The following is a 26,750-nucleotide window of genomic DNA, read 5'->3' on the forward strand; positions in this document are numbered from 1 at the left end:
CAACTCGTATAATGACGTCTGTTTTCAAGTCGCCTCTAGACGAGTTGCTGCCTGCTCTCCATGTGCTCGACGGTCTGCTAGAGCGCAGCTCACAGTTGGCAGAAGCTTTGCACAGCGGCGGAGAAAGAGCAGCAACGCCGCAGAATGCAGGCAGTCTCCGTCAACCTGAACTCGCCCTTCCTCCTGGCTATCCCCGCTATAGCCCCGCACAATCTACTGAAATGCCATCGAGTCAAATCCAGCCTTCCTCCCGGCTAGGGTTGCTGCAACAGCAGTTTGACTTACCTATATTTGACCTGGACGTAATCCTGATTGCTCTAGCTCCAGAACTCGATCGCCGCTATGAGCAAATCTACGCCTATTTACAGCAGGATGGGCGCAGCGTTCGGCCCAGCGTTAACCTGGTGCTGAATTTGCTATGTGCGGATGCAGCGGAGAAACTACAACGGCGATCGCATTTTGCCCCCATTGCCCCATTGCGGCATAATGATCTGCTGCAACTTTCCCCACCCCAACCCACCAACCAGTCTTCCCTGCTGGCGCAGGAGATTAGCCTTGACCCAGCGATCGTTCGCTATCTCCTGCATGAAACGGGATTAGATGCCGACTTCAGCCCCAGTCGTTCACTCATTCTGGCAACGGTTCCCGCAGAACAGACAGACTTACCTGCCCCCCTGGTGCAGCAAATCAGTGCCATTGCTCAAAACTCTTCCTCTACCCAACCGATCCGGCTCTACCTACAAGGTCCCGATGCCGTCACATCTCATCAATTTGCTCAGGTACTTGCCCACCAATTAAGTCGTCCCTTACTAATCGTCGATTTAGATGACTTGATTCGGCAACCAGAACAATTTCGGCAACGGTTAAAGCGACTAGGACGAAATGCCTGGTTGCAAAACACAGTTCTCTATCTGCACTCAGTTGATAGCCTGCATCAAGACACCACTAACCATTTGTATCCCTTCTTAATCAATCTCCTGGCAGAGACTAATGCCCCCATCGTCGTTGCGGGTCGTCAATCCTGGCAGCCTTCCGCCGATTGGGGTTTAGGCATAGTGACAATTTCCCTCACGGTTCCGGGCTTTGGCGATCGCCTTAAATGCTGGAAGACCCGTTTAGCCAGCGTAGGACTAACGGTTGAGCAAGGCACCATTGAGGCTCTAGCCGATCGCTTTCAGCTAACTCCCACACAAATTCAAGGTGCGATCGCCACTACTCAAAACCAGCTAGCTTATGAACTGGAGCCTGCATCAATCGAGGCAGTGTTGTTTCAGGCTGCCCGGAATCAGTCGGGCCACCATCTCAACAGGTTGACCCAGCCTATTCAGCCCCGCTATGTTTGGTCAGATTTGGTGCTGCCAGCGGTGCAGTTTGAGCAGCTTCAAGAAGTCTGTACCCATCTACAACATCGGCACACTGTATTTGAAACCTGGGGCTTTGATCACAAACTATCCCTAGGAAAAGGCGTTAACGCCCTATTTGCCGGGCCTTCGGGTACAGGTAAGACAATGGCAGCAGAAGTCATCGCCAAATCCCTGCAACTCGACCTTTACCGTATCGATCTGTCCCAAGTCGTAAGTAAATACATCGGTGAAACCGAAAAAAACCTCAGCCAAATCTTCACGGCTGCAGCAAGCACCAATGCTATTCTTCTATTTGATGAAGCCGATTCTTTGTTTGGCAAACGCACTGAAATCAAAGACTCCCACGATCGCTATGCCAACATCGAAGTGGGCTACTTATTGCAGCAAATGGAAGCCTATGAAGGCTTAGCCATTCTCACGACAAATCTGAAGAGTAATCTAGACGAGGCCTTTATCCGACGTTTGCGGTTCATCATAGACTTTCCTCTTCCATCGGTTCAAGAACGGTACCGAATTTGGCAGCATATTTGGCCTCAGTCTCTACCCCTCGACTCAGAAATCAATTGGATTGTTGTGGCTAAACAGTTTGATCTGACTGGAGGAAACATTCGCAACATTGCCTTGGCGACTGCATTTCTAGCCGCTAACGAAGGAGACAAAGTAACCATTTCCCATATCCAACAGGCGATCCGCCGCGAGTATCAAAAGATGGGCAAACCGATGACGAATGAAGCTTTTGAAGATTTATCTTGAGTAGGCATCAAATATTAAGATCCAAACCTAGCAAACAACATTGACAAGTTCAGGATAATATTAAGAAATGTGAAAAATTGCCTAGATTTTATAACCCTTTGAATCTCGGATTTTTATTTATTTCGGTATATAATCGAGGGGGTTTGAATAGACACAAGTATTTCTTGGCTAGCAATAGCTTTCTACCTAGATTTAAGCTTATTTACATATAGACATTTAAAATGCTTCATGATCTAGATCTGACGATCGAAGAACTTCTAAAGATTGAATTGCCAGATCGATTTGGAGATAGTGTTTCTACAACGCCGATAGCAGTCACTTTCGTGACACCTAGTCCAGAATTTATAGTTACGCTTCCAGCACTCAATTTATTTCTTTACGATATTCGACAAAACCAGGAACTCCGCAGTAGCAGTTGGTCTGTGGCTCGACAAAGCGATGGAACAGCAACGCGAGAACCCCCCCTGGTACGAATCGACTGTTCATATCTAATCACGATGTGGACGAGTGATTCTAAAGATTTCGCAACAGAGCACCAGATTTTGGGCGAGGTAATACAAGCATTGATGAATAACTTTACATTGCCGCCAACTGTATTGCAGGGAAGACTGGTGGGCAGCGATTTGCCTTTGAGGGCGTCGGTGTTGGAACAAGCAAAGTTGCAAAGCTTAGGTGAGTTTTGGCAGGCCATGGGAGGGAAGCCTAAAGCAACCCTTAACTACACTGTCACTATTCCCATGACTGTAAATACAGAGATACAAAATCTGCCATTGGTGACGAATTTTCAGGTTTCGGTGGAAAGTAATGACTAAAACACTGCCAATTAGTCCTCCTATTCATCATCGAGTTACAATTTGCGGTAGAGTTTCGATTGGGTTCAAGTTGCAGGATGAGGATAATTGGACACTTCTACCCCAACCAGTCCGACAAGCTCAAGTAGAAGCTATTAGCGCGCCTCCAACTTTTCAGCGTCAGTTATCTCTCAAGTCTCTCAGCCACGGACCGAACTGGGGCTCTTTATCCGATCGCCCCGATCGCACTCATGCCGCAGAAGATGGCTCCTTTTACTTCATAGATTTACCCCCCCGGCAAGTACGCACTAAAGGCAACTTGTCCTCGACAGTCAACTTGTCTTCAAGGAGTTGAAGCAGATGTGAAGATCGACAATGAAGAAAAATTAGAGTGGAAAGAGTTAATACTGGCCACCACTGGTATCGTAGGTTAGGTCAAGACTAAATCATCAAATCCAAATGAGTTTGTTCCAGTATTGCACGCACGAGTTCAGGTTGTGAATGGCAGCGAACAGACGCGATGCGATGGCAAAGGCGACTTCCAACTTCTGAACTTAGAAGCTCCAGAGCCCCCTCCTGCCCGCAACCTTCAACTTCAGATTTCTGCTCCTGGATATAACACTTGCACACAGAATGTTGATCTTTTGCGAGGCGCTGTTTACTCCTTGCCTGGTATTCAACTCACCAAAAAAGTGCCAGCCAAAGTCAATGGTACTCCAGCCTAATTATTACTTGAGGAATCACCCACAATGACGACTTATCTCTCCCCTGGTATCTACGTTAAAGAAGTATCGTCTGGTGCTGTCTCGATCGCCGGAGTGGGCACCAGTACTGCGGGTTTTATTGGCGTTCTTGACTCTGCTGACTCTCCAGATTCAAATCCTACTGTCCCAAGAGGCTCAGGCGATAGTAATCCTTCACCTGAGCCTCTTGGGACAGATAAGCCCACTCCAGTCAGTTCTGGAGGGGCTGAAGTCACAGCCAAGGGTAGTGCTATTGAGCGAAAGTCCTTTACCTTTGACGTAAAATCTCCCTTCGGGGGTGAGACATCAAAGTATACATTCTTTCCGGAGGGCGACGAAAGGAACACTGCACCAAATTCTTTAGAGGTTGAAGGAGATTCGTTTAAGATTACGGATAAAACAGCGACTATTACATTCACAACAGCAATTCCTGCCGGGAAAAAGCTGCTAGCGACTTACACACTTCCATCTCAGCCTACACCTCCAGCTCCGCCTACACCTGCCCCGCAAACCTCAACAAATCCTAGATATGTATTGCAAAAGGTGATTGGCGAAGTCGTTGGTAAGGGGGATGGCACAAAGACAAAATTTGCTCTCAGTCGCTACCCGGTTGGTAACCAAGGTGTAGCTGTCACAGTAGGAACAGGCAATCAGCCCACTGTCACAGTTAATAATGATCTGGAGAAGCAGGTTTCCACCATTACACTTAACTCGCCTCCTTCAGCTGATGCACAAATTACCGTCGATTACTATCCGCTATCCGTTGCTGGTGGAGAAGTGCAGTTGTGTACCAACTTTACCGAGTTCAAAAAGTCCTTTGGTGATTTTTCAACTGTTGAAGGACAATCCAATCTGGCTCATGCCGTTTATGGTTTTTTCCGGAATGGTGGTACCCGCTGTTTTGTAACTTGGGTTGCTACAAAAAACATTGACACTGCACTAGAAGACTTTGCCGCTATTGATGAAATTGCGATTGTGGCGGCTCCTGGCTCTACTGATCTAGCAACATTAGGAAAGCTCTCTGATCATTGCCAGGCTCTGGGCGATCGCGTCGCCATCTTCGATGCTCTCCGGGTTTTGAAATCTGCAGAACCTGGTCAAGATGGGAATCCAGGGGAATCTGGTTACGCTGCACTCTACTACCCCTGGATTCAAGTTCTTGACCCTGCTACGAATCAAAATAAGTATGTCCCACCTAGCGGTCATATTGCTGGAGTTTATGCCCGAGTGGATGCTCAGCGGGGTGTTCACAAAGCTCCTGCCAATGAAGTCGTTCTAGGAGCTATTGGCTTAGAGACTGCTCTCACCCGCGCTAAACAAGATGGGCTAAATCCTAAAGGGGTAAACTGCATTCGCAATCTCAATGGCAACATTACGGTTTGGGGTGCTCGCACTTGGGGAGGCGATGACAACGGTGAGTTTAAATACATCAACATTCGGCGTTTGTTTAACTACCTGCGAGAATCGATTGACGAAGGGACTCAATGGGTGGTTTTTGAGCCAAATAGTCCTGAACTCTGGGCCAGGGTTCGTCGCAGCGTCACGGCATTTTTGACGATGGTTTGGCGCAGTGGAGCCTTGTTTGGTGCAACACCGGAAGAAGCCTTTTTTGTGCAGTGCGATGCAGAAACCAATCCACCGGAAGCACGGGATGCAGGGCAACTGAACGTCAAGATTGGAGTTGCCGTAGTTAAGCCTGCCGAATTTGTCATTTTTGAGCTGAGTCAGTGGTCTGGAGGGAAGTAATGCAAACCGAACTTCCTTCGCTACCAGGGCTTTACTGGCAGGATGTATTTCCACCTAAACCCGTTCTGCCCCTAACAGGAGTACCTGCTTTTTTAGGGGTATGCCTTCAAAAAGACGGGAAATCTGTATATGAGGTCAATCAGCCGCAGGTTTTTCATCTTTGGACTCAGTTTCAAGAAAAATTTGGGCCTGAAACACCGGGCAGTTACATAGCCGCCGCAGTACGAGGCTTTTTTGAAAACGGTGGCCGTGATTGCATTGTGGTCTGGCTAGACATATCAAAGGAAGCACTGGAAAAATGTTTAACGGCAGATTCTGTTATAGACCCAGCAGACCTGCTCTGTGCACCAGATATTAAGGAAGCACTGGAAAAAGTTAAGGAAGCACTGGAAAAATGTTTAACGGCAGATTCTGTTATGGACACAGCAGACCTGATCTGTGCACCAGATATTACTGATCAGAAAATACAAGCCAAAATCTTAGAGCATTGTGCAAAGATGGGCGATCGCTTCGCCATTCTGGATACGCCTTACTCATCTGATTTAGCAACCCTGAAGGCAAATGGAGAAGAGCTAAAAAAAAGACCTGATAATGACTACGGAGCCATCTATGGTCCCTGGCTCAAAACACCACACAGAGAAGACGCTGTACCGCCCTGTGGTCATGTAGCGGGAGTGTATGCAGCCTGCGATCGCGCCAATACTCCCCGTGCTCCTGCCAACATTGCCTTGGAAGGAGTCTTAGATGTTGCAGCCTTATCCCGAGAGCAACAAACTCAGTTAGCCCAACTTTCTGAGACTCCAATTAATGGCATTCGCAGTCTGCGAGGACGGGGAGTGCGTATTTGGGGTGCCCGCACGCTGAGTTCTGATCCTCAATGGCGCTATGTGAATGTGCGCCGATTGGCGATCACCATCCACCGTTGGATTGCCCTCAATTTGGCGGATGTTGCCTTTGAGACAAACGACTTTCGCCTATGGGTACGAATCGAGCGAGAGTTAAATGCCTATCTGCAAACTCTATGGCAGCAAGGGCATCTCCAGGGCGCAACACCTGATGAAGCCTTTAGAGTACGCTGCAATGGAGAGACAAATCCTCTAGAAATGCGCGATCGCGGTGAACTCATAACATTCATTGAATTTGCTCCAACAATTCCTAATGAATTTATTCAACTGCGGCTGATTCACGGTGACACAGGGGTTGCGATCGCTGCCTCTTGACCGGTTTTTCTAATCTCAAAATTTAAGGAGACCAACAATGCCGAATGCTAAAGCTCCGCATCAGCCTGATCCCTACATGGGGTATAACTTCTTCGTGGAATGGAACGGTATTATTCATGCGGGATTCCGAGAGTGTAGCGGCTTAGCAGCCACCCGCACCTCCCACGACTATCGAGAAGGCACTGACCCATCTACGATGCGAAAGCTTGGAGGAATGAAGACCTACCCCAATATCACCCTGCGTCGCGGGACTACCAATAATCGGGAGCTATGGGACTGGTGGCAAACCAACGCCGAAGGAGTTGAAATGCGTCGGGATATTTCTATTGTGATGCTTGACCATACCGGGGAGGAAAAAATTCGCTGGAATCTGACCCATTGCTGGCCCACCACCTGGACTGCACCTGGATTTAATGCCACCTCTGAAGAAGTGGCGATCGAAGCTTTGGAGCTGGTGCATGAAGGCTTAACCGTTGATACATGGTCGTAATGTCTATGCAAGAGGCTGTGCAACCAACAATGCAGCAAACTGAATTTCCCTTCGTGCTACCCCAGGGTTATGTCGATAGTGAAGGCACGCTGCACCGAGAAGGAATCATGCGTCTGTCTACGGCCTACGATGAAATTGCCCCGATGCGCGATCCGAGAGTGCAGTCCAACCCTGGTTACCTGGTTATTATTCTGCTATCGCGGGTGATTACCCAATTGGGAACAGTGCATCCCATTACGCCCAAACTGATTGAAGGTTTGTTCTCGGGCGACCTAATTTTCTTGCAAGACTTTTATCAACGAATTAACCAAAACGGTCACAGTCGTCTACAGGTAACCTGCCCCCACTGTCAGGGTGAGTTTCAAGTGGAGACCGTTCCTTTGGGGGAGTCGTAGGCTATCCAGCGGATCGATTGCGGGAGGAAATTGCCTACTTGGCTTACCATTTTCATTGGTCCTATGGGCAGGTGATGGGAATGGAACACTGGGAGCGGCAGCAATGGGTAGCCGAAATTGCCCGTATTAACCAGCAGTTGAATGAGGAGAGGTAGATGAGAAACAGGAGATATAAAACATTATGCGTGGATTGACGGGAATATCGGCGATCGCCTCCGATGTATTAGGCGTAAGGCTAAATCCTTACATACCTTACAACTTTCTGGTGGAGCTAGACGGGCTAGTGACGGGCGGATTCATGGAGGTTTTTGGGCTAGAGAGTGAAATTAAACTTGAATCCTACGAAGAAGGCGGTCAAAACGATTACGTCCATCAATTTCCCACTCGGACAACCTATCCTAATTTAGTACTGAGTAAGGGACTGACTGATGCTTGGACTCTGTGGAGTTGGTATGACGATGCTTGTCACGGCAAAATCTGCCGCCGCAACGGCACGATTATGCTGCTCGATCACCAGCGATTGCCCGTGAGATGGTGGAACTTTAGAGATGCTTATCCAGTGAAGTGGACGGGGCCTCAATTTAATAGCAGTGCTCAGGATATTGCGGTAGAAAAAATCGAACTGGTGCATCGAGGCATCACAATCCCAATAGCAAGTAAAGGGCTTCGCAGAGCCAATCAACTTGATCGTTTAGAGACTTCTTAAGCAGTAGGCAATATTTGCGGTGCGTCGGTCGATCGCGCTGGTAGAGAGGATAGCAAAGGCATTGGTATAGTGAGGAATCCGGTAGCAACAGGCTTGAGTAACGTAACTAACAGCGCTACAAACGTGATTAATTCCTAAAATGTATGGTTCAGTCCCTCTGGCAAGATGCCCTTAATCTACAGCTAGCTCAGCGCCTACTGCGTCCCCTCATTCGTCCTGGTGTCATTCCCGACACACTGGCAGTGGCAATTTTTGAGCGATCGCGCCAGTTCAAGCAACGCCTTAGTTTGCTGCATCACTTTCAACAGCGCTGGAACAAACAATTTGATCTCCAGGTACCGGACATACCCATTGTCTATGCTCATTGGGCTGCTCCCGCAACACAAAGCGTTGTCTCTGACAATCTTTCTGATCGCAATCAGGAAGGTTCTAGTGAATCGGTACGGATAGAGCGGGAACACACTATTTCAACTCAAACCGTGATCCAGCAGCCCGTCGATGGAGCAACAGATTCAGCTTCCCCCTCCCTGCCACTAGTAATTCAAGCTAAATTTGTGGATCCTGCCGCTTCGACAGCTACCTCACATCTGCTGCCAACCCCATCTAATTCAACGTCTCTTCAGTCTTCAATTAAGGATAGAGAAACTGAGGGTAGAGAATCAGCCTTGCCAAGGCTAAGTGTGAGTGCAGCTTCCATACCCAAGTCTTCCCAACTTCCGATCGTGACTGCATCACCGCGATCGCCCTTATTGGAGCCAGAACTCAATAGGGGAATGTCTTCTGTAGAAGAGCAAGCCTTGGTGGTTAAAGCAGACAATCAACCTGCGCTGCCAACTTCATCCCAATTACCAGAACAGAAACCTCTACTGCGATCGCCAGCGGTCAATCAGCTACCCCTTGCAAGTGCAACATCGCAACCAATTGGTTCAGAGCTAACCACTGCAATCGCGGCCCTAACGACTGAATCCCAACCTCTAGAAGAACTGCCCCTCACCAAAGCAGAAAAAGTGCAATTGGTGGTTAAAGCAGACAATCAACCTGAGCTGCCAACTTCATCCCAATTACCAGAACAGAAACCTCTAATGCGATCGCCAGCGGCCAATCAGCTACCGCTTTCAAGTGCAACATCGCCACCAACTGGTTCAGATCTAAACACCGCGATCGCGGCCCTAACGACTGAATCCCAACCTCTAGAAGAACTGCCCCTCACCAAAGCAGAAAAAGTGCAATTGGTGGTTAAAGCAGACAATCAACCTGAGCTGCCAACTTCATCCCAATTACCAGAACAGAAACCTCTAATGCGATCGCCAGCGGCCAATCAGCTACCGCTTTCAAGTGCAACATCGCCACCAACTGGTTCAGATCTAAACACCGCGATCGCAGCCCCAACGACTGGATCCCAACCTTTAGGGGAACTGCCCCTCGTGAAGGTAGAAAATGCGGCTGCATTATCTCCATCTCAGGCGCTCCGACAGCAAACTCAACCGATGGTATTTGCCCATGCGCTAACCCAGGTTTCTTCCAGTAAGCAGGAATTACCCATGACGACCGCTTTTAGTCATCAGTCAACTGACCGATCACCTATTGTCAACGGTCAACCTGCTAACCAAACTCTATCTACCCCAACAGTCTCTCCCACCCAACCGTCGGTAGATGTTAGCCGCCTAACCCAGCAAGTGGAACGAAAACTGATACGGAAACTCGCTGTAGAGCGCGAGCGTAGAGGACAACGGACATGGCATTAGAAAGACTCACAATTCAAGTTGAAGAAAGCAGAAATAAATTTAGTAAAGAGATACCTGTTCTCTACAACCCCAATAAGCTAACGATTGTAAAGTCTGGCTGGAAAGCTAGTGCCAATGGTCTAGTGCCAAAGGACGATCCTGCTAGCCTCACAGTTGAGCTTTTCTTTGATACCAGTGCTCCCGATAAAGATAACACTGCTTCGTCGATCTTTCAAAAAGCTACAGACTTGTTAACCACTCCTAGTACGCAAGCCATAGATGTCAGGATATATACTCTCCCCATCTATAACCTCAGTTTCATAAATGCCCGCTTCAATCTTGGTCGGCCTCCTCTTTGCCGGTTGGTGTGGGGAGGCAAGCCTAATATTAGACATTTTAATGGCTCCGTGCTGTTTAAAGGGGTTCTTCAGCAGGTCATTCAAACCTTTACCCACTTCACTGCTGAGGGTATGCCAGTCCGAGCCACTCTCAACTGTACGTTTCTAGAGTGGGAAGAACCTGAACAACAGCAGAAGAAGACAAATCCCGTTGATGATCCGATTCGCATTATTAAGCAAGGAGAAACCCTCAGCAGCATTGCCCAGGAAGAATATGGTGACTCTTCTCTGTGGCGAATCATTGCCAATGCCAATCGGTTGAATAATCCTCGTACGTTAGAGGTTGGTAGTTTTCTGACTGTGCCGCCATTGCCTTCTCAAGGAGGACGTTAGCGATGCCACAAGTCAAATCTGGTTCAGATAGGCTAGCTCCAAAAGTCGAAATTCTGATTAACAGTCGTCTTCTAGAAACCAAGGCAAAGACCAGTGTACTGGCTGTAGAAGTTGCGGAAGATGTTGAGGCCGTGGGCATGTTTACTCTAGAACTCAACAATGAGAATCTAGAGGATCAAAAGGTTGTATTGTCCGACGATGATCAGTTTAAGCCAGGTAACAAAGTCGAGATCAAGTTTGGCTACGGCAACCAAATAAAAGTGGTTATGGTGGGAGAAATTACCGGGTTGGAACCCGAGTTTTTTTCTGACCAGGCTCCTCGATTAATCGTGCGTGGGCATGACTTAAGCCATCGCCTGATGCGAGGCACCAAAACTCGATCGTTCACTGGAATGCGAGACAGCGATATTGTGGCGCAGGTTGCCGGAGATGCCAACTTATCTGTGAGCGCTAGTCCTACCTCAGAACAGCTAGAATATGTGCTGCAACGGAATCAAACAGATCTGGCGTTTATTCGCGATCGCGCCTCTCGGATTGGGTACGAGATCCTGGTTGAAGGCACCGTGTTAATCTTTCGCCCCTTGCAGCCTCAGGGTGAAGCAAAACTGACGCTAGACCGAACCGACCTGTTGGAATTCTCTCCCCGCTTGAACACCTTAGGGCAGGTAAATGAAGTGGAAGTTCGGGGCTGGGATGCTCGGCAAAAAGAGCCTACTGTAGTAGGAAAAGCCAGCGATAGCAATGTGGTCGCAATGGGCAAAGACACAACCAGTGGTATCCGTGCCACCGCCAGTGAATTTGGCAAGACGGCCTATGCCGTGATTGACCAAGCGGCAGCGAGTCCTCAAGCGGCCCAAACGATTGCCCAGGGGCAAATCAACCGGATGGCGTTGAGCTACATCACCGGGGAAGGGGCTTGCAAGGGCAACGCAGCCCTACAAGCCGGTCAGGTAATCAAAATTGTGGGGCTGGGACAGCGTTTTAGTGGAAACTACTACGTGACTGCTACCAACCATCGCTATGCCGTTGGAGAAGGCTATCGCACCGAGTTTAGCGTGAGGAGGAATGCAACCCGATGCCCTTAGGAGATTTAGTCAGTTTATTGACACCGTTAGAAGCAAGCGATCGCATTTATGGAGTCATGATTGCGATCGTCACTAACATCCAAGATCCCCAAAAACTGGGTCGGATGAAGATTAAACTGCCGCTGCTTTCGATGACCGATGAGAGTGACTGGGCACGGATGCTAACCCCCCTTGCGGGTAACGAGCAGGGGCTATATTGCCTCCCGCAAGTAGGCGACGAAGTGTTAGTCGCTTTTGAGCAGGGCGATCCTCAACACCCCTATGTTTTAGGTGCCCTCTGGAGTGCTAGTGCTATCCCTCCCACAGCCGAGGTGAGTCAGCGCCAACTGGTATCCCGCAGTGGTCACGCGATCGTGCTGGATGACACTGAGGGTTCTGAGCAGATCGAGATTCGCGATCGCACGGGCAAAAATCGCATTGTCATCACCAGCAAAGATAATAGCCTGGTGATTGAAGGTGAGGGTGAAATCACGATCAAAGCCAAAGGCAAGCTGACTCTATCGGGCAAAGGGGTAGAAATTGACGCCCAGGGTAGCAAGGTAGACGTTAAAGCCAGTCAAATGGAGGTGAAGTGAGCGATGGATAGCGACTTTTTAGGAGTTGGATGGACTTCTCCAGTAACGCTGGATGGTAAAGGGCAAATTCAGCCCGCTCGTTATGAAGAAGCCGTGCGCCAATCAATTCGCATGATCTTGAGCACTGCCAGAGGCGAACGGTTAATGCGTCCTGACTTTGGCTGTAGCCTGCACGATCTAGTGTTTTCTACCAACAGTGTAGCGGCGATCGGTCAGGTAATCAGTGCGGTGCAGGAGTCTTTGATTCAGTGGGAACCTCGCATTGATGTGTTGAATGTAACCGCGATTCCCGATGCGGATGAACCCAATCGATTGTTAATTGACATTCGTTATTTAGTGCGTACCACCAACAATCTCTTCAACCTCGTTTATCCGTTCTACGTCACCTAACTTTTCTATTCTCCATGCCTCTTCCCTCGCCCAAAGTTGATCCCCGTACCTATACAGAACTGGTGGCTAGTGCTGAGTGGCTAGCTCAATGTTTTACCGGCTATGGATTTCTAATCTTGAAATCTCCTCTTTGGGAACTACCCCCTGATTGGGAATCGCTCTCTATCAAGGCTTTAGAACCTCTCAAGATTGAGTTTATAACTATCAGTAGTGCTGACGACCTTCCTCCTAATGAAGAACCGAATAAGGTAATTGTTGGCAAGATTGGAGACTCTTACCACATTCGTATTTTTGATAAAGATAAAAAACAAATTTTTGATGTAGGAAAGGGAGAATTTTCACCTGGCGAGAGCTTGCGTAAGTTTCTGGAGAATGTTTTTCACCGTAAAGCTAACAATCAGTCTATACCAACTGATAGCACGGTCAAAGACCTTCTAAGGCAGCTTGCTTTTCCTAAGGAAGGAAAGGGATTAGTAATCGTTGGAAAAGACCGAGACTCGTATCATCTTCGTATTTTCGATTGGGCTGGAAAACAGGTTGTTGATAAGAAGATTGTTGATGAGGGGAAAGATGAATCTACACATAACACAATTCTCCGCAAACAATTGCAAGATTCGTTTGATTGCCAATTAAATAATCAATCAATAGATGATCAGACAAAAAGTAAACTTCTAAAACTAATTCAGGCCAGTGTAGGTTTAACTCTTGATTTTCAGTGGATTCCTCCAGAAGACAAAACCGATGCTGGACGTGCCCTGATTCGGATCTTTGGACGCATGGCATCAATGGTCACCGATCGCCTCAACCGCGTTCCTGAAAAGCACTTTCTGGCATTCCTCAACCTAATTGGCGCTCAACAGCAACCCCCACAACCTGCCCGTGTGCCGCTGACAGCTTATCTGGTGGATAATAGCCCGGTCGGTGCCATTGTCCCGGCCCATACTCAGATTACAGCAGTATCTCAACCTGGTGAAACTGAGGAAGTTTTGTTTGAAACTCAAGAGGATCTGGTAGTGATGCGATCGCAATTGCAAGCGGCGATTGTGCATCGGGGTAAGCAATACTGCGATCACCGTGTGACAGCAACTACCGCTACTGGAGACTTTTCGGTCTTTGAGATTGAGCAACCCAATACCCTCTATATCGCTGCCGATCAACTAACTACTAAGATAGATTCTCAAGAGATTCAATTGGCGATCTCTAATTCAGGCAACTTGAAAGGGTGGAACTGGAGCTATTGGAATGGTGAAATCTGGCAAATATTAAGTACTAAGGGTGTGGATGATAAGCTACAACTTACACAGCCCGAGTCTGCGCCTAAAGAATGGAAACCTCCTAAATATAAAATAATTGAAGGCACAGAAGCCCAATGGCTACGAGGGATTGCGCCTGGAACTTTGCTATCACCAGCTGAAATTCGCCTAATACGTGCCGAAACAGGAGCAATCGTTCCTGATCAGGCTTTTTTTAATACCGATGAAATTGATCTGAGCAAAGACTTTTTTCCCCTTGGGGAAACCCCTCGCTTCAACGACACCTTTTACATTGCTAGTCAGAGTCTTTTGTCAATTGGAAAATCTACTATTACGATCAACCTCTCTAAAAGTGATCCTTATCCGTTTACGGCAACTATAAGTAAAAAAAAGATTAGTACTCCTCAGCCTAGTGAGGACGTTCAGCTCCAATGGGAAGCCTGGAATGGAACTGCTTGGGAAAAAATATCTCAACCAAATCCATCTAATCTAAATGATTTGGTTGCCGTTATTACTTTGCCAGATCAGGTCGCCCCAGTGGAGGTAAATGGCGAAGAAAATTACTGGCTACGAGCAAGGCTAATTGCAGGCAACTACGGCAGTGAACCTCGCTTTGAAACAAAGACCCAGCCAACCGAGGACGCAACAAAGACCAAGTCAGCCGAGGACGCAACAAAGACCACAACGACGATCCTAGAACAAGTTGCAGGCTATTTCCCACCCAGTCTGAAATCCCTTACCCTTAGCCGCAGTGAAATCAAAAACATTGCGCCTAAAGAAGTATTGAATGCTTTACCATCAGGAGCTTTTGTTCACCCTGATGCTGATACTTTTCCTCTTCACCAGGAAGATGGCTTGTATTTAGGATTTGATCGTCCCTTTCCTAATCAATCGATTGCCCTCTACTTACAAATCGCTCCATCAAGCCCCGGTGAGTTATTGAAATCTAATCCTGCAGAAACGCCCGCAAAACTGAAATGGGAGTATTACGGTGTTGAGGCCTGGCGATCGCTCAGTGTGCAAGACGGCACTCAAAACTTGAGTCAGCGTGGCATGGTGCAGTTTGTTGGTCCATCAGATTTTGCCTCGCAAGCGCTGTTTGGTCGGTCGGGATACTGGTTGCGGCTGCGATTGCAGGAAGGTGATTTTCAGATTCAGCCTCGTTTGCAGCAGGTGCTCACAAATACGGTTTGGGCGATTCAGGCAACGACTTACCAAGACGAAGTTTTAGGCAGTGGCACAGGTAATCCGAGCCTGGTATTACGCATACTACATACACCCATTCTGTTGGGGCAGCAATTGCTTGTGCGAGAACCAGAACTACCCTCCGCTGAAGAACAGATTGCGATAAAAAAACTGGAAGGCAATAACGCGATCGCCATTTCCACCGATGCTTCAGGGCAGCCTGAAGACATTTGGGTGCGCTGGCACGAGGTCAGCGATTTTTACGCTTCTGGCAGCCGCGATCGCCACTACATACTCGATCGCATGATTGGCGAAATTCGCTTCGGCGGTGAAGGGCAAGGTATGGCTCCGCCAATAGGGCGCAACAACATTCGCATGGCTCGTTACCAGTCGGGTGGGGGCAGGCAGGGCAATTGTGGGGTAGGAACATTGACTGCACTTAAAACCACGGTGCCCTATGTCAATCGGGTAACGAACCACGAACCCGCCAACGGGGGAGCCGATCTGGAATCGATCGCCGTTGTGCAAGAATCAGCCCCGAAGCAACTGCGCCACCGCGATCGCGCTGTCACCTGGCAAGACATCGAAGACTTGACTTACGCGGCCTCTAGCGAAATTGCTCGTGTAAAAGTGATTACTCCTAAATTCGATCCAGTGGTGCTGCCCTGGATACCGAATGCAGATGAGCAGCCGTTGCCACCTGAAGGTTTAGCCGAAGCATTGCAGCAAGCAGGCACTGCAACCGTGCTAATTGTGCCCCACAGCCCAGCACTCCAGCCTACTCCCAGTCTGGCACTAATTGAACAGGTCAAACGCTACTTGGGCGATCGCACCAGCCCCAGCCTCAAATTACAGGTGACTGAGCCGTTTTGGGTTAAAGTTACCGTCACAGCTACCATTGCACCAGTTTCGTTTCAGGCTGCCAACTCGCTGGAGGCTGCCGTCAAAGCTGCTCTCACAGACTTCCTGCATCCACTTACTGGAGATACGAGGGGACGAGGTTGGTCTTTTGGTCGTAATCCGCATGAGTCAGACCTCTATGCCCGGATTGAGCGCATTCCTGGAGTGAGCCATGTCGAGTCTCTCAGTATCGCCTCACCAATCGCCAATCTTGCTACGGATAATCGTGATCGCTTCCTAATCTACTCAGGGCAGCACCAGATCACAATTAGTTCGCCGCCGTAAGTTGTTTGCCCAGCTTGTTTCTTCCTGACTGTTCCGTTGAATGCCTTATGCCCCTACCGTTACCCAATCTCGATGACCATGATTACGCCGACCTGGTAGAAATGGCGCGATCGCTCATCCCCAGTGAGTATCCAGAATGGACAGATCACAATCCTTCTGACACAGGCATTATCCTACTTGAGCTATTTGCCTGGTTAACGGAACTGCTGCTATACCAGGTGAACCAGGTACCTGACCAATCTCAGGAGGAATTTCTTAAACTACTCAAGGGTTATGCCACCTGGACGATGCCTCCAAATCAATCACTTCAGGCAGCAACCCAGAAAACGATTTTGGCACTGCGAAAGCGCTATCGAGCTGTCACAGCCGCAGATTATGAGGCTCTGGTGATGGAGAATTTTGCGGTTGGGCGGGTTAAGGTGTTTGAAAACCGGAATCTAACATTAAAATCACAGCCCCCTGAGCCAGTCGCGGGTCATATCAGCCTGGTGGTCGTGCCCCAAGAACCGTTTACTGTCCTCAACCCATCGTTACAGACAAAGATCCGAGACTTTTTGGAAGAACGACGCTTGTTAGGGACAAAGCAGCACGTTGTCTCTCCTGAATATGTGAACATTTCTATTAAAGCTAACCTAAATTTAGAGGCGGGTCGCGTGTTTGAGCAGGTCAAAGCGGCAGGCGTTGCTCAATTACAACAGTTTTTCCATCCTCTATCAGGGGGAGAAGATAAACAGGGTTGGCCGTTTGGCCGAGCCGTCTATATTTCTGAGATTTACCAGCAGCTAGATCAGCTAGACGGGGTTGACTATGTGGAAGACGTAACTGTGACGGTGAAGCCACCAGGCCAGAACAAAGTCTCGTTAAAGGCGCACCAACTTGTGCAGCTTGATCAGGTTGAGTTTACCCATGCGGGGACACATAATTAGGTATGACTTTACCCTCTAACTCCCCCCCCAGCCACTATCTTGACTATCTTCCAGCCGCGCTTCACGAAGACCCGTTTTTGGGGCAATTTCTTCTGGCATTTGAAGCCATTCTTAGCGGTGTCTCAGTCGAGGATGTATCAACTCCGGCTGGGTTTGAGAAAACCTTAGCTGATATTCATACCCGGTTTTCAGCCCAAAAAACGCCGCCAGAGTTCTTACCCTGGTTAGCTGGCTGGGTTGCCCTAAGCCTACGCGATGACTGGGATGAACAAGTTAAGCGCGACTTTATTCAGCGTATTGTGCCCTTATACCAGCAGCGGGGCACAAAGACAGCAATGAAGAAAATGCTTCAGATCTACCTGCAAAAGCAAGTAAACCCGCAGGATAAATCGGTCACAGAGTATGTGGAAATTTTTGAGTTTGATCAAATCCCGCATTACTTTCAGGTGCAGCTTCGCCTCGATAGCCAGGACTTGACCGAGTATCGCCGCAAGGAAACCGTTGCCCGCGCCATTATTGATCAAGAAAAGCCAGCTCACACTGTCTATGCGCTGCAAATTTTAATGCCAACAATGCGGTTGGTTTCGCCAGAAAAGCTTGAGGCAGAGGGTGTAAAAAGTGAGGATATTCCTAAACAAAGACTGCGGCTTTTTGCAAACTCTCGTAGCCGAGGTTATAAGACCCATCAAAACAAGACTGCCTTGGGCACAACAGCCGAACGCCCCAAATCTGCTGATTCCTCCCCCTCAACCTCTAAATAATCCCTAACTATTCTTGAACTGGAGTCACGAATCATGTCAAATGAGTTGAAGCCTCAACCCAAATATGTTGAAAAACGCCCCCGCTATTTTGATGGTCAATACCTGTCAGTTGATGACTTTGCAGATGAGCAAGAATATCACATTGATCGCCAGCGCCGCATCAGTCAATTTTTGCATGTGTCTGGAATTTTAGAAGGTTTGCAGGTCACGGTTACCTCAAACAACCGCTTACAGATCACACCCGGAGCTGCGATCGACAACGAAGGGAGGCAAATACTGCTCACGAATGAAGCAGCCTATGAAAAAACGATATTGAAAGTAACAGCACAGACGTTTGAAATTGATTTGTCAACACTAGATCTAACAAAAACTTACAACTTGTCGATTGATTGGAATGAAGAGGGATCCGATCAGCAGACAGATGGAGGAGGTTCTCAAGCCACCCGCGCCTATGAGCGTTCAACAATTGTTATAAAAGAAGTTTCAGAAACATTATCATCGTCTACAGTTTTATTGGCTGTCTTAGAAGGTAAAGGGGCTAATAATCCTTTTAAGCTAGACTTAAAAAGCCGCCAATATTCTGGCCTCAAACTACCTGCCAAGGATGGAAACGGCGTTACTTTGCGATCGCAAAACGGAGCCAGCGATCGCGCTGTTCTCTCTGGCAGTTTGAGCATTACTCAGAACCTCACAGTTTCAGGCACAAGCACCTTAACGGGCAATGTGGGCATTGGCACAATCAGTCCAACTGAGAGACTGGAGGTCAGCGGCAACATCAAAGCAACCAACGCGACCTTAACCGGCACCCTCTCGGTCACAGGAACCAGCACCTTAACAGGCAATGTGGTAATTGGCAATATCAGCGGTAGTGCCGGTACTGGACTTAGTAATCTCCTAAAAGTTGCCTTCAACCAATCCGATCTGGTGGAAATGAACAGTCAAAACAAAGGAGCAGGGACGCTAGAAATGCTGGCCTGGGCAGAGGGATGGAATATTAACGCTAAAACCGATGGCAAACATCTCTACCTGAATCGCGATTCTGGTTCCACTTCTGATGTTCGAATTGGACGGGGGGCATCGGAAGGCAATCTTCTCACGATTAAAGGCTCCGATGGCAAGGTAGGCATTGGCACAACCACCCCAGCCGCAAAGTTGGATGTTGAAGGGGCGGCAATGTTAGGTTATGAAAGCAACATCACTGATTTTGGCAGTCCACTCAAGTCAGGATTCTACCAAAATGGCGGAGAAAAAGATATTGAAGGAAACGTCCCCGATACTTCTCACGGTTGGACGCACTTGATTACAGCTCGGCATTCTAATACAGGTAATAATCACCAGCTTCAAATTGCCGCATCCTATCAACCTAATGATCGACTTTTCTTTAGAAAAATAGCAGTGGCTCCGAGTGTAACCTCAAATCCCGCGTGGAATGAGGTTGCTACCCGAACTACAAACAAATTCATTGGCGATCAAACCATTGAAGGAACCCTGGCGATCGCAGGCACTCTCTCCGTTACCGGAGATACCACGACCGCAAAGACTCTCTCCGTCACCGGAAATACTACGATCGCAGGGGATTTCACTGTTGGGGGTAAGTATGTAGTGCAGAATGGCCATGAGGGAGGAAGCAATCGAGGAATCTTTATGTGCAATGCCGATGATAATAACTGGGGCATTTATATGGGGCAACCAGGGGCTTTAAAATCTCTTGCAGGGGGAACAGCCGTTTCAGGAAAAGGTTTTGATTCTCATGCAATACGGCTGCGAACATATGGAGGGGTGGGAAATGGTTTAATCTATGAGAACTCCGGCGAAGAGCTAAACCTGAGCATACGAGCCAGTGATGGACTTACATACATAAAAGGTAATACTGGCATTGGTACTGATCCAACAAAAGAAGAGATGCTAAAGGTAGGAGGAAATACAGCGATCGCAGGTTCTCTCTCTGTAAACGGCGTACTCCACACCGAAGAACTCCAATTAGCACCATGTCTCCGACTAAAATGGATAGGGCAAGAGCCCTCCCAACCCAGCCGTGTCAATTGGTTCAACGATTTGTATTTTGGGTATGAGCAGGAGGTGGTGCCATCGGCCCAAGGCTATTTTCTGCTCGAGATCGAGTTAACCGTGTCATCCCCATCACTCGATCAAAACTTTGAGGCAGTTTATGACAATGGCGGAGACCCGGACGCTCTCATGAGACCAATTACACGCAAATTGGCCCGACGGGTCGAGGCAGTTGACCTATTTAAGCGATTAACTGGAGCGTGATAGACACCACCCTTAACCCCCTCGCGCGACACGAACGAAAGCCGATGAGAGCATTTCCACGACTCCGAACTTCTAGGAGGACAGACGGCCACATCGTTACGCACGACAGCCAATGCACCAAACCAATCGCGAAAAACCAGGAAGAAAAGATGATTATTGCCGGTAGGGCCATTACGTTAACGCACGGCCAATGAGAGTGTTCATTAGGTTACCTTTGCAAGTCGGAAGCCAATTCAGCTGCATCGCCGCCCATCCCCACAGACAACTGCCATCACCCAAGTACAAACCCACCCCACTCTTCACCCACCGCCACCACCGCTGAACGTATTCCTCAATGCGGTTCTCCCCCGCACCTTGCTCATAAAGCTGAGAAACCCGTTTAGCAAACCTCTCCACCGTCTTCGTCGCAATCCCCAATCCCTCAGTTGTAAATCAATACCCCAAAAAATCAACCCCCCGTGCAATCCTCCCAATAAACGTTTTGTCCAGGTGTTACTCAACCCGGAGATCAGCCATCACCTTATTCACCGCCTTAATCGCCTGCCGTAGCCTCCACCGCATCGGCGCAAGCACAACCCAATCATCCATAAAGCGGACATAAAAGCAGCCCAATTCCGTCATCCGGTCGTCCAACAGCTTCAGGTACAGCGCTCCCATCAAAGGCATCGACCCACTTCAACACTGTTACTTTCTAAGCAATTGGATTTATAATCCACTACTCTGGGATATGTCATCCTGCATATTCAGTCTGTTACCCCAACCTCTTTTACGATAGCTTTTCAGCCTCCGAAATGAAAAACTATTGTATTTAACCCTTTTCCAAACATAGCCATGCAAGAAAAACTCCAACAACGCCTTCAATCTCTAAAATCCGAATACGAAGCAGGTCAAAAAGTGCTGACCGAACTAGAGGCCAAGCAAACCAATGTGCGCGATACTCTGTTGCGTATTAGTGGGGCCATTCAAGTGCTCGAAGAAACCCTCAGTGAAGTGAACGAATCAGATTTGGCTGAAAATGATGCGGTTCCAGCCGAACCCGTTGATACAGAAGCAGAAGTGGTTAGGCAGTTTAGTAAGCTTGATGATTGATGCCCTGTATCACTTCTTCCACAGGGCAAGCACAAAAAATGGGTCCGTAACAAGCTAGGGGCATCACAACCGAACGGCGTGCCCCGCGCCGACACGTACCAGCGGCTGGCCCCCGATGCCTTAGAGCATTGCTCCCTACCTGGGTAAAGCACATCGTTGAGGCCAGTGGTGCCCACAGTGATTTCGTAGAGCTTCGCTCCGCCGTAGGCGTATGACAGCGACCCTCAAACGATTCAAAACTTAAAGGCACCACAGCTGCCTCAGTCGCCGATCTCTAGCCCATGGCTGTGATGCTTGGTAGTCCTAGACGAGGTGCGGTGCTGGCTCGCGACAGCAACCAAGTGCTGGGCAAAAGCGTTGGCCCCTTGGGCCGGTCCTTGACCATCGCCTCTTTCCTACCTTGCTTGTTATAGATCAACCTCACCGTCTCACTCCCCGCCACCAGCATCAGCGTCACCTCCTTCGCACAACGTCCATCTCGCAAAGCCCGCTGCGCCACCGTTAGCTCCAACTGAGCCGACGACACCCCCTCAGAATAGTGATGCCACAGCGCCAGAAGCCGTTCCCTTGAGTTCACCTGTGTCGGTTCCGGGTTTAGCCCCCTTGGCTCTTGTTCAACCGTTCTTCCAATCGTTCTAACGACGCGATCAACTGTTGCTGCAAGGCCAACTCGGTCTTGAGCTGCCCGTTCCAACTGCTCAAAGCCGCAATTAACAACCGCAACTGCTCCTGCAAGGTCGCCTGCGCATCGGAGGAGGTCTCGTCGCTGACGATACGCTGCAATTGCTCGACCAAGCACCCCAAGCTTTGGTTCCAGTGCTGCGGCCACATCGCCAAATCCTCGCCCAAGGTCTGGACGTGGTCTTCGAGGTGCAGCACCCGTTGCGTGTTCACGCAAATCTCGGCCCGCAGCGGCTCTAAGCTGCTCTGCAACACGCTGGCCAGTACGCTCTCCCACTGCTCAAAGACTGTATGAATTGGGCCGTGCTCCAGTTCATACAGTCTTTTACGAACCGTGCCCCGATTCCACTCCAACTCTCGTTCGGCTTGAACGCTTCCCCCACGACCCAGCGATTGAACCACTTGTGCCATAAATTGTCGGCGCTCTGCTCCTTTCAGCCGGGTCGCGATGTCTTTCAACAACACCTTGAGGCTATCGGTTAACGTTAGAGGGGCACCATCCATCATCTGAGCGGAAGAATAAGACTAATCCCTCCCAATCTAATGGATGTCTATTTACTTGGGCTACCTTAGCGAACTGAGTACCAGGAGCGGTTAGCAATTTTGCTCTTCAGGAAAACGACACTTAATTTGAGAAAAACATTCAAAGGAATAAACGACCTTTATCTTGCGAAAGCAGACTTTGCGACATCGTTTGTGCGAATCAAGAAAATATCGTTAATTTACAGGTATATCGCCAAAGGCCTTGCCGTGATTGGCTTTGAGATGGTTAAATGCTGAGGAAACTAATCTGCGAATCGCGACATTTAGCGTGCGAACGTACATCGTCGCTAACAGATTGGCGTCGCGTTTTTTCGGTTGAGGTCTTCAATAGCCGAAAGACAGCTTTGCTAAAATTTTTAATAGGTCAAGCCTAGGACGACACGGTTGTGCGAAAAAAGCCCCTGTCTGTGTGGCATAAATTTTAACGTGCAAATGCTCCTACGAAGTATTAGGGATGAATGGGACTTGGGGATTTAGATGCGCTATGGGGTGCTGCTAGGCCAAAAGTCTCAGAAAAAGGCGTTAGTATGAGCCTCATATAAGACAACTGCTTTTTTTTCTATTTAAATTCACAATTTAGGATTCTCTTTTTACGGTATGGCCAAGCGATCGCTAAAGGCCTCCCCCGCTGGCATTCAGCGGGCTAAGCGGGCGTTTGCGCTCAAGGGGTGGACTCAGGAAAATTTGGCCGGGGAGGTGAACCTCAAAACTCGGCAGCCGATCTGGCGGTTTTTTACTGGTCGTCCGGTCGATCGCCAAATTTTTGTGGAAGTTTGTCAAGTTTTAGACCTCGACTGGCGAGAGGTTGCCGCCGATCCGCCCGCCGACTTTTCGGAGCCAGGAGAGTCGCTGGGGCCGCGCCCGCTGACGGTGGACGAACTGGTGGCAGAGGTGCGATCGCAGCACTACGACACGATTCAGCACCAGTGCGGCATTCTGCAATTGCTCGATATTGGCCATCCGGTCAACATTGATGACATCTATGTCGAAGTCAACATTCTCCAAGCCGTCGCTAACCAGCAGTGGCTAGAGATTGCTGAGCTCAATAGTCTAGCCCCCACCGAGTTTGACCGGGTGGGGCTAGGGGATATTGACCAGCCCCAGATTTCTGGTGTGGAAGCGGTTAAAACCCATGGCAAGCTGCGGGTGCTGGGTAAGCCGGGGGTGGGCAAAACCACTTTTTTGCAGCACTTGGCCGTGCAGTGTAACCAGGGCGAGTTTGCCCCCGAGCAGATACCCCTGTTCATTGTTCTGCGAGAGTTTGCCGAAGCAGCCAAACGCCAGGGCGACTTTAGCCTATTCAGCTACATTCACCAAACCCTACTCACTGCTGGCATTGCCGACCCTGCCCAGCTCGAAATGCTGCTTACCGAGGGGCGAGTGCTGATGCTAATGGACGGCATAGATGAGGTGCTGAATCAGGACATCAACGCCGTTATTCGAGAGATTCGCACTTTTTCAGACCGGTACCACCGCAATCGGTATGTGGTGTCGTGCCGCACGGCGGCTCAAAAGCTGGCCCTGCACGGCTTTACTGATGTAGAAATTGCCCCCTTCAGCCAGACGCAGATTGCCACTTTTGCCCAAAAGTGGTTTGTCGCCCTGGGTAAAGCGGCCACCCCCCAGGGCGAAGCCAGGGCGATGGCATTTGTTACAAAGCTTGAGCAGCCCGAAAACTGGCAGTTTCGTCAGCTAGTGGTGACGCCCCTATTTTTGCACCTGGCTTGCTGGGTGTTTCAGGCGGAAGGGCAGTTCCCCAGCAAGCGCACGGCCTTTTATAAACAGGGCCTCGACCTGCTGCTAGGCAAGTGGGATGAGACCAAAGGCGTTGAGCGCGACAGTATTTACCGGGAGTTTTTGCTGCCCCAAAAAATGAAGCTGCTGAGTCAGCTGGCCGCTGTCACCTTTGAGCAGGGGCAATACTTTTTTGAGCAGCGCACCATCGAGCAATACATCGAAGACTACCTGCAAAACCTCCCTGGAAATGCCCTCGAACCGGAAGAACTCCAGCTCGAAAGCGAGGCGATGCTGAAGGCGATCGAGGCCCAGCACGGGCTGCTGATCGAGCGGGCGCGGGGCATTTTTTCGTTCTCGTATCTGGCGTTTCAAGAATATTTGACGGCGCGCAAAATTGTCGCCACCCACAATCTGCGGGCGCTGGAGCAGGCGCTGGGGGGGCTGGTTAGTCACATCACCGACCCTCACTGGCATGAGGTGTTTTTGCTCACCGCTGCTATGTTGCGCAGCGCCGACTCGCTGGTGCAGCTGATGAAACAGGAGATCGATGCTCTGGTGGCCCAAGACCCCCACCTGCAAGATTTTTTGATGTGGGCCAGCCGGAAATCTCAGACTATTCCCCCTAAGCCCAAGCTGGCCACTACCCGCGCCTTTTATTTGGCCATGGCCCAAAGCCCACACACCGCCGACCAGTTTGCCCTGGCTAGCACCCTTGATCAGGGAATTTTTTTAGATGCTGCCCTAGAAAACCTGCTGGTAGAGTTTGCCGTCGATCGCAGCCAAGATTTTGCCTATGTACACGCCTGTAGTGAGGCGCTCAGCAATATTATGGTCATGGTGCTCGATGCCGGATTTTATAAGTCGCTCCAGCAGCTGAAGGATCAGCTGCCCGCCTCGCACCAGAGCCAGGAGCGGTTACAAGCCTGGTGGCAAGACAGCTACCCGGTCTGGGTCGAGCAGGTTAAACATTCGATTATCGAATATCGCAATATTCACCACCCCTGGCAGTTTAGCCCTGAGCAAGAGCAGGTGCTAAAGCGCTACTACGACGCCAACCAGCTGCTGGTGGATTGTTTGAACAGCAACTGTGAAGTGACCGAAACTATTCGGCAGGAGATTGAAGCGACGCTGCTGCTACCTCAGAAGGAGCTGGAGGAGCGGGAGTGGCAGAGGGAGTAGGGAGTAGGGAGTAGGAAGTGGGGGTGGATGGGTGGATGGGTTGTTGAGGAAGGTGAGGGGATAAGGAAGATGAGGAAGGTGAGGAAGGTGAGGGGGACGGGAAGGCGGTAGGGAAAATATGAGAATTAGATACATTTTTGATTAAATCAAACGATTGAAACAGGGCTTAAACGGTAGTTCAATCACAGCTGCGACATAATTTAGATAACCGCTACATCAACCGCAAAACCGTGAAAAGATTGGCCATGCCACGCTCGATTGGCAAACAGTCAAATAGCGACTTGTGTGTGAAGCTGGTTTTGGTCCTGGCGATCGCCGCAGCTGGGTCTTTAGAAGGTCTCGGCGTGATTAAGGTTATGCCTGGCTTTAGGAAGTAGCGACTGCGTTTAGAACACCCAATTCTACTAACCCCCTTACTGTGGGGGCTAGGGGATCAGTATCTCAGCAGTAGATAAGTTCTTCGTGAGTAGGTCTGATCCCCTCATGTTTCTCAGCAAAAGTTTTGGTTATTAACCCTTCTTAAAAAGGGAACATGTTTCGTTTAGTTAATATCCCTTTAAGAAAGGACTTCTACACCATGCTTAAAAGTAGAGACATGATCGACAAAACCATCGTCTCCTACGACGCTGGAGAAAAAAACGAAACTGTCCAGCTCACTAACGAGCGCCTTCAGCACCTAGGTCGCTATGCCAGCGAAATCACCAGCCAGCCTCTGCATGGCTTGGGCCGTACCACAGCGATCGCCCTGACCAGTGCCATCCTTGACCCAGCGGCGCAAAAGGCTTTTGTCACCGGCAAAGTTCCCCATCGTGAGGTGCTCACTCTGAGGGGCGGCTTGTTTGCGCTAGAGGGGCAGCCCATCACCCGTGAAATCGCCGATGCTGCTGCTGCCATAGGCATTTTAGACAACCTTTACCGCGCCGTAGGGGGCAGTTGGACAGTGCCCGCAAGGTTGGATAAGGCTGGAGAATAGAAAAGCGAAAAAATGCTTGGTAGGATTGAACCCTGAAATTTTGGTCGCCTTTACTCCAGATTTCACCCGCTACAGCTTTATGCGTATTAATGACAAATTTATACCTCAAGCAATCTAAGTTTACTGAAGTTTTTGCCCAGCTCCTAGTCTCAATCAATTCACACATGAAATAAAACCTCTGTCTACCACGATCGTAAGAGAGGTTCCGACGAGCTTTCCCGCACTTCCATGTCAGCTTCATCCCTCAATTATTA

Annotated in this window: 22 protein-coding genes; 20 read left to right on the forward strand and 2 right to left on the reverse strand. The window is 49.3% G+C overall.

Annotation, left to right across the window (positions count from 1 at the left end; translation table 11 throughout):
* Positions 1–11: 11 nt before the first annotated feature.
* The 18 genes from H6F59_RS12100 to H6F59_RS12180 all read left to right on the forward strand — a co-directional run bounded on the left by H6F59_RS12100 (position 12) and on the right by H6F59_RS12180 (position 21,383).
* The gene (locus tag H6F59_RS12100; RefSeq protein WP_190699521.1) at positions 12–2,117 is read left to right on the forward strand and encodes an ATP-binding protein; all 2,106 of its coding nucleotides are present in this window, start codon (positions 12–14) and stop codon (positions 2,115–2,117) included.
* Positions 2,118–2,338: 221 nt separating this feature from the next.
* Complete coding sequence (locus H6F59_RS12105) at positions 2,339–2,929, forward strand: DUF4255 domain-containing protein (RefSeq protein WP_190699524.1); 591 nt, start codon at positions 2,339–2,341, stop codon at positions 2,927–2,929.
* Positions 2,930–3,657: 728 nt separating this feature from the next.
* The gene (locus H6F59_RS12110; RefSeq protein ID WP_242021399.1) at positions 3,658–5,397 is read left to right on the forward strand and encodes a phage tail sheath C-terminal domain-containing protein; all 1,740 of its coding nucleotides are present in this window, start codon (positions 3,658–3,660) and stop codon (positions 5,395–5,397) included.
* Positions 5,397–6,617, forward strand: coding sequence for a phage tail sheath subtilisin-like domain-containing protein (locus H6F59_RS12115; RefSeq protein ID WP_190699527.1), 1,221 nt, complete (start codon positions 5,397–5,399; stop codon positions 6,615–6,617). The genes H6F59_RS12110 and H6F59_RS12115 overlap by 1 nt, the downstream gene beginning before the upstream one ends.
* Before the next feature lie 37 nt (positions 6,618–6,654).
* A complete protein-coding gene (locus H6F59_RS12120; protein WP_190699531.1) occupies positions 6,655–7,107 on the forward strand; it encodes a phage tail protein in 453 nt (150 codons plus the stop codon).
* A 29-nt stretch (positions 7,108–7,136) separates the two neighbouring features.
* Positions 7,137–7,502: a phage tail assembly protein gene (locus H6F59_RS12125; protein WP_171576181.1), complete on the forward strand. Its 366-nt coding sequence runs from the start codon at positions 7,137–7,139 to the stop codon at positions 7,500–7,502.
* A 17-nt stretch (positions 7,503–7,519) separates the two neighbouring features.
* Entirely contained in the window at positions 7,520–7,657 is a 138-nt protein-coding gene (locus tag H6F59_RS27645) for a DUF6760 family protein (RefSeq protein ID WP_348251248.1), read from the forward strand.
* Between the two features lie 26 nt (positions 7,658–7,683).
* The gene (locus H6F59_RS12130; RefSeq protein WP_190699534.1) at positions 7,684–8,208 is read left to right on the forward strand and encodes a phage tail protein; all 525 of its coding nucleotides are present in this window, start codon (positions 7,684–7,686) and stop codon (positions 8,206–8,208) included.
* Between the two features lie 143 nt (positions 8,209–8,351).
* Positions 8,352–9,953, forward strand: coding sequence for a hypothetical protein (locus H6F59_RS12135; RefSeq protein ID WP_190699538.1), 1,602 nt, complete (start codon positions 8,352–8,354; stop codon positions 9,951–9,953).
* Complete coding sequence (locus H6F59_RS12140) at positions 9,944–10,663, forward strand: LysM peptidoglycan-binding domain-containing protein (RefSeq protein WP_190699542.1); 720 nt, start codon at positions 9,944–9,946, stop codon at positions 10,661–10,663. The genes H6F59_RS12135 and H6F59_RS12140 overlap by 10 nt, the downstream gene beginning before the upstream one ends.
* A 2-nt stretch (positions 10,664–10,665) precedes the next feature.
* Complete coding sequence (locus H6F59_RS12145; RefSeq protein ID WP_190699545.1) at positions 10,666–11,748, forward strand: phage late control D family protein; 1,083 nt, start codon at positions 10,666–10,668, stop codon at positions 11,746–11,748.
* Entirely contained in the window at positions 11,739–12,323 is a 585-nt protein-coding gene (locus H6F59_RS12150) for a phage baseplate assembly protein V (RefSeq protein ID WP_190699549.1), read from the forward strand. The genes H6F59_RS12145 and H6F59_RS12150 overlap by 10 nt, the downstream gene beginning before the upstream one ends.
* Positions 12,324–12,326: 3 nt before the next feature.
* The gene (locus tag H6F59_RS12155; RefSeq protein ID WP_190699552.1) at positions 12,327–12,713 is read left to right on the forward strand and encodes a GPW/gp25 family protein; all 387 of its coding nucleotides are present in this window, start codon (positions 12,327–12,329) and stop codon (positions 12,711–12,713) included.
* 14 nt (positions 12,714–12,727) lie between these two features.
* Positions 12,728–16,336 (forward strand): putative baseplate assembly protein, encoded by a 3,609-nt coding sequence (locus tag H6F59_RS12160; protein WP_190699555.1) that lies wholly within the window; start codon positions 12,728–12,730, stop codon positions 16,334–16,336.
* A 47-nt stretch (positions 16,337–16,383) separates the two neighbouring features.
* Positions 16,384–17,262 (forward strand): baseplate J/gp47 family protein, encoded by an 879-nt coding sequence (locus tag H6F59_RS12165; protein ID WP_190699558.1) that lies wholly within the window; start codon positions 16,384–16,386, stop codon positions 17,260–17,262.
* Positions 17,263–17,264: 2 nt separating this feature from the next.
* Positions 17,265–18,023, forward strand: coding sequence for a phage tail protein (locus tag H6F59_RS12170; protein WP_190699561.1), 759 nt, complete (start codon positions 17,265–17,267; stop codon positions 18,021–18,023).
* 33 nt (positions 18,024–18,056) lie between these two features.
* Positions 18,057–20,294 (forward strand): hypothetical protein, encoded by a 2,238-nt coding sequence (locus H6F59_RS12175; protein ID WP_190699564.1) that lies wholly within the window; start codon positions 18,057–18,059, stop codon positions 20,292–20,294.
* 831 nt (positions 20,295–21,125) lie between these two features.
* Positions 21,126–21,383: a hypothetical protein gene (locus H6F59_RS12180; RefSeq protein ID WP_190699567.1), complete on the forward strand. Its 258-nt coding sequence runs from the start codon at positions 21,126–21,128 to the stop codon at positions 21,381–21,383.
* A 274-nt stretch (positions 21,384–21,657) separates the two neighbouring features.
* Here H6F59_RS12180 and H6F59_RS12185 read toward each other — a convergent pair whose 3' ends face one another.
* Together H6F59_RS12185 and H6F59_RS12190 are read right to left on the reverse strand one after the other, a co-directional pair.
* Complete coding sequence (locus H6F59_RS12185) at positions 21,658–21,960, reverse strand: hypothetical protein (protein ID WP_190699570.1); 303 nt, start codon at positions 21,958–21,960, stop codon at positions 21,658–21,660.
* A 17-nt stretch (positions 21,961–21,977) separates the two neighbouring features.
* The gene (locus tag H6F59_RS12190; protein WP_206755204.1) at positions 21,978–22,568 is read right to left on the reverse strand and encodes a hypothetical protein; all 591 of its coding nucleotides are present in this window, start codon (positions 22,566–22,568) and stop codon (positions 21,978–21,980) included.
* 636 nt (positions 22,569–23,204) lie between these two features.
* Here H6F59_RS12190 and H6F59_RS12195 point away from each other — a divergent pair.
* Together H6F59_RS12195 and H6F59_RS12200 are read left to right on the forward strand one after the other, a co-directional pair.
* Positions 23,205–25,523 carry an NACHT domain-containing NTPase gene (locus H6F59_RS12195; RefSeq protein ID WP_190699576.1) on the forward strand — a complete coding sequence of 773 codons (2,319 nt, stop codon included), beginning with the start codon at positions 23,205–23,207 and terminating at the stop codon, positions 25,521–25,523.
* Between the two features lie 577 nt (positions 25,524–26,100).
* Entirely contained in the window at positions 26,101–26,496 is a 396-nt protein-coding gene (locus H6F59_RS12200) for a hypothetical protein (RefSeq protein WP_190699580.1), read from the forward strand.
* Positions 26,497–26,750 lie beyond the last annotated feature (254 nt).

Source organism: Nodosilinea sp. FACHB-141 (assembly GCF_014696135.1).
GTDB lineage: Bacteria > Cyanobacteriota > Cyanobacteriia > Phormidesmidales > Phormidesmidaceae > Nodosilinea.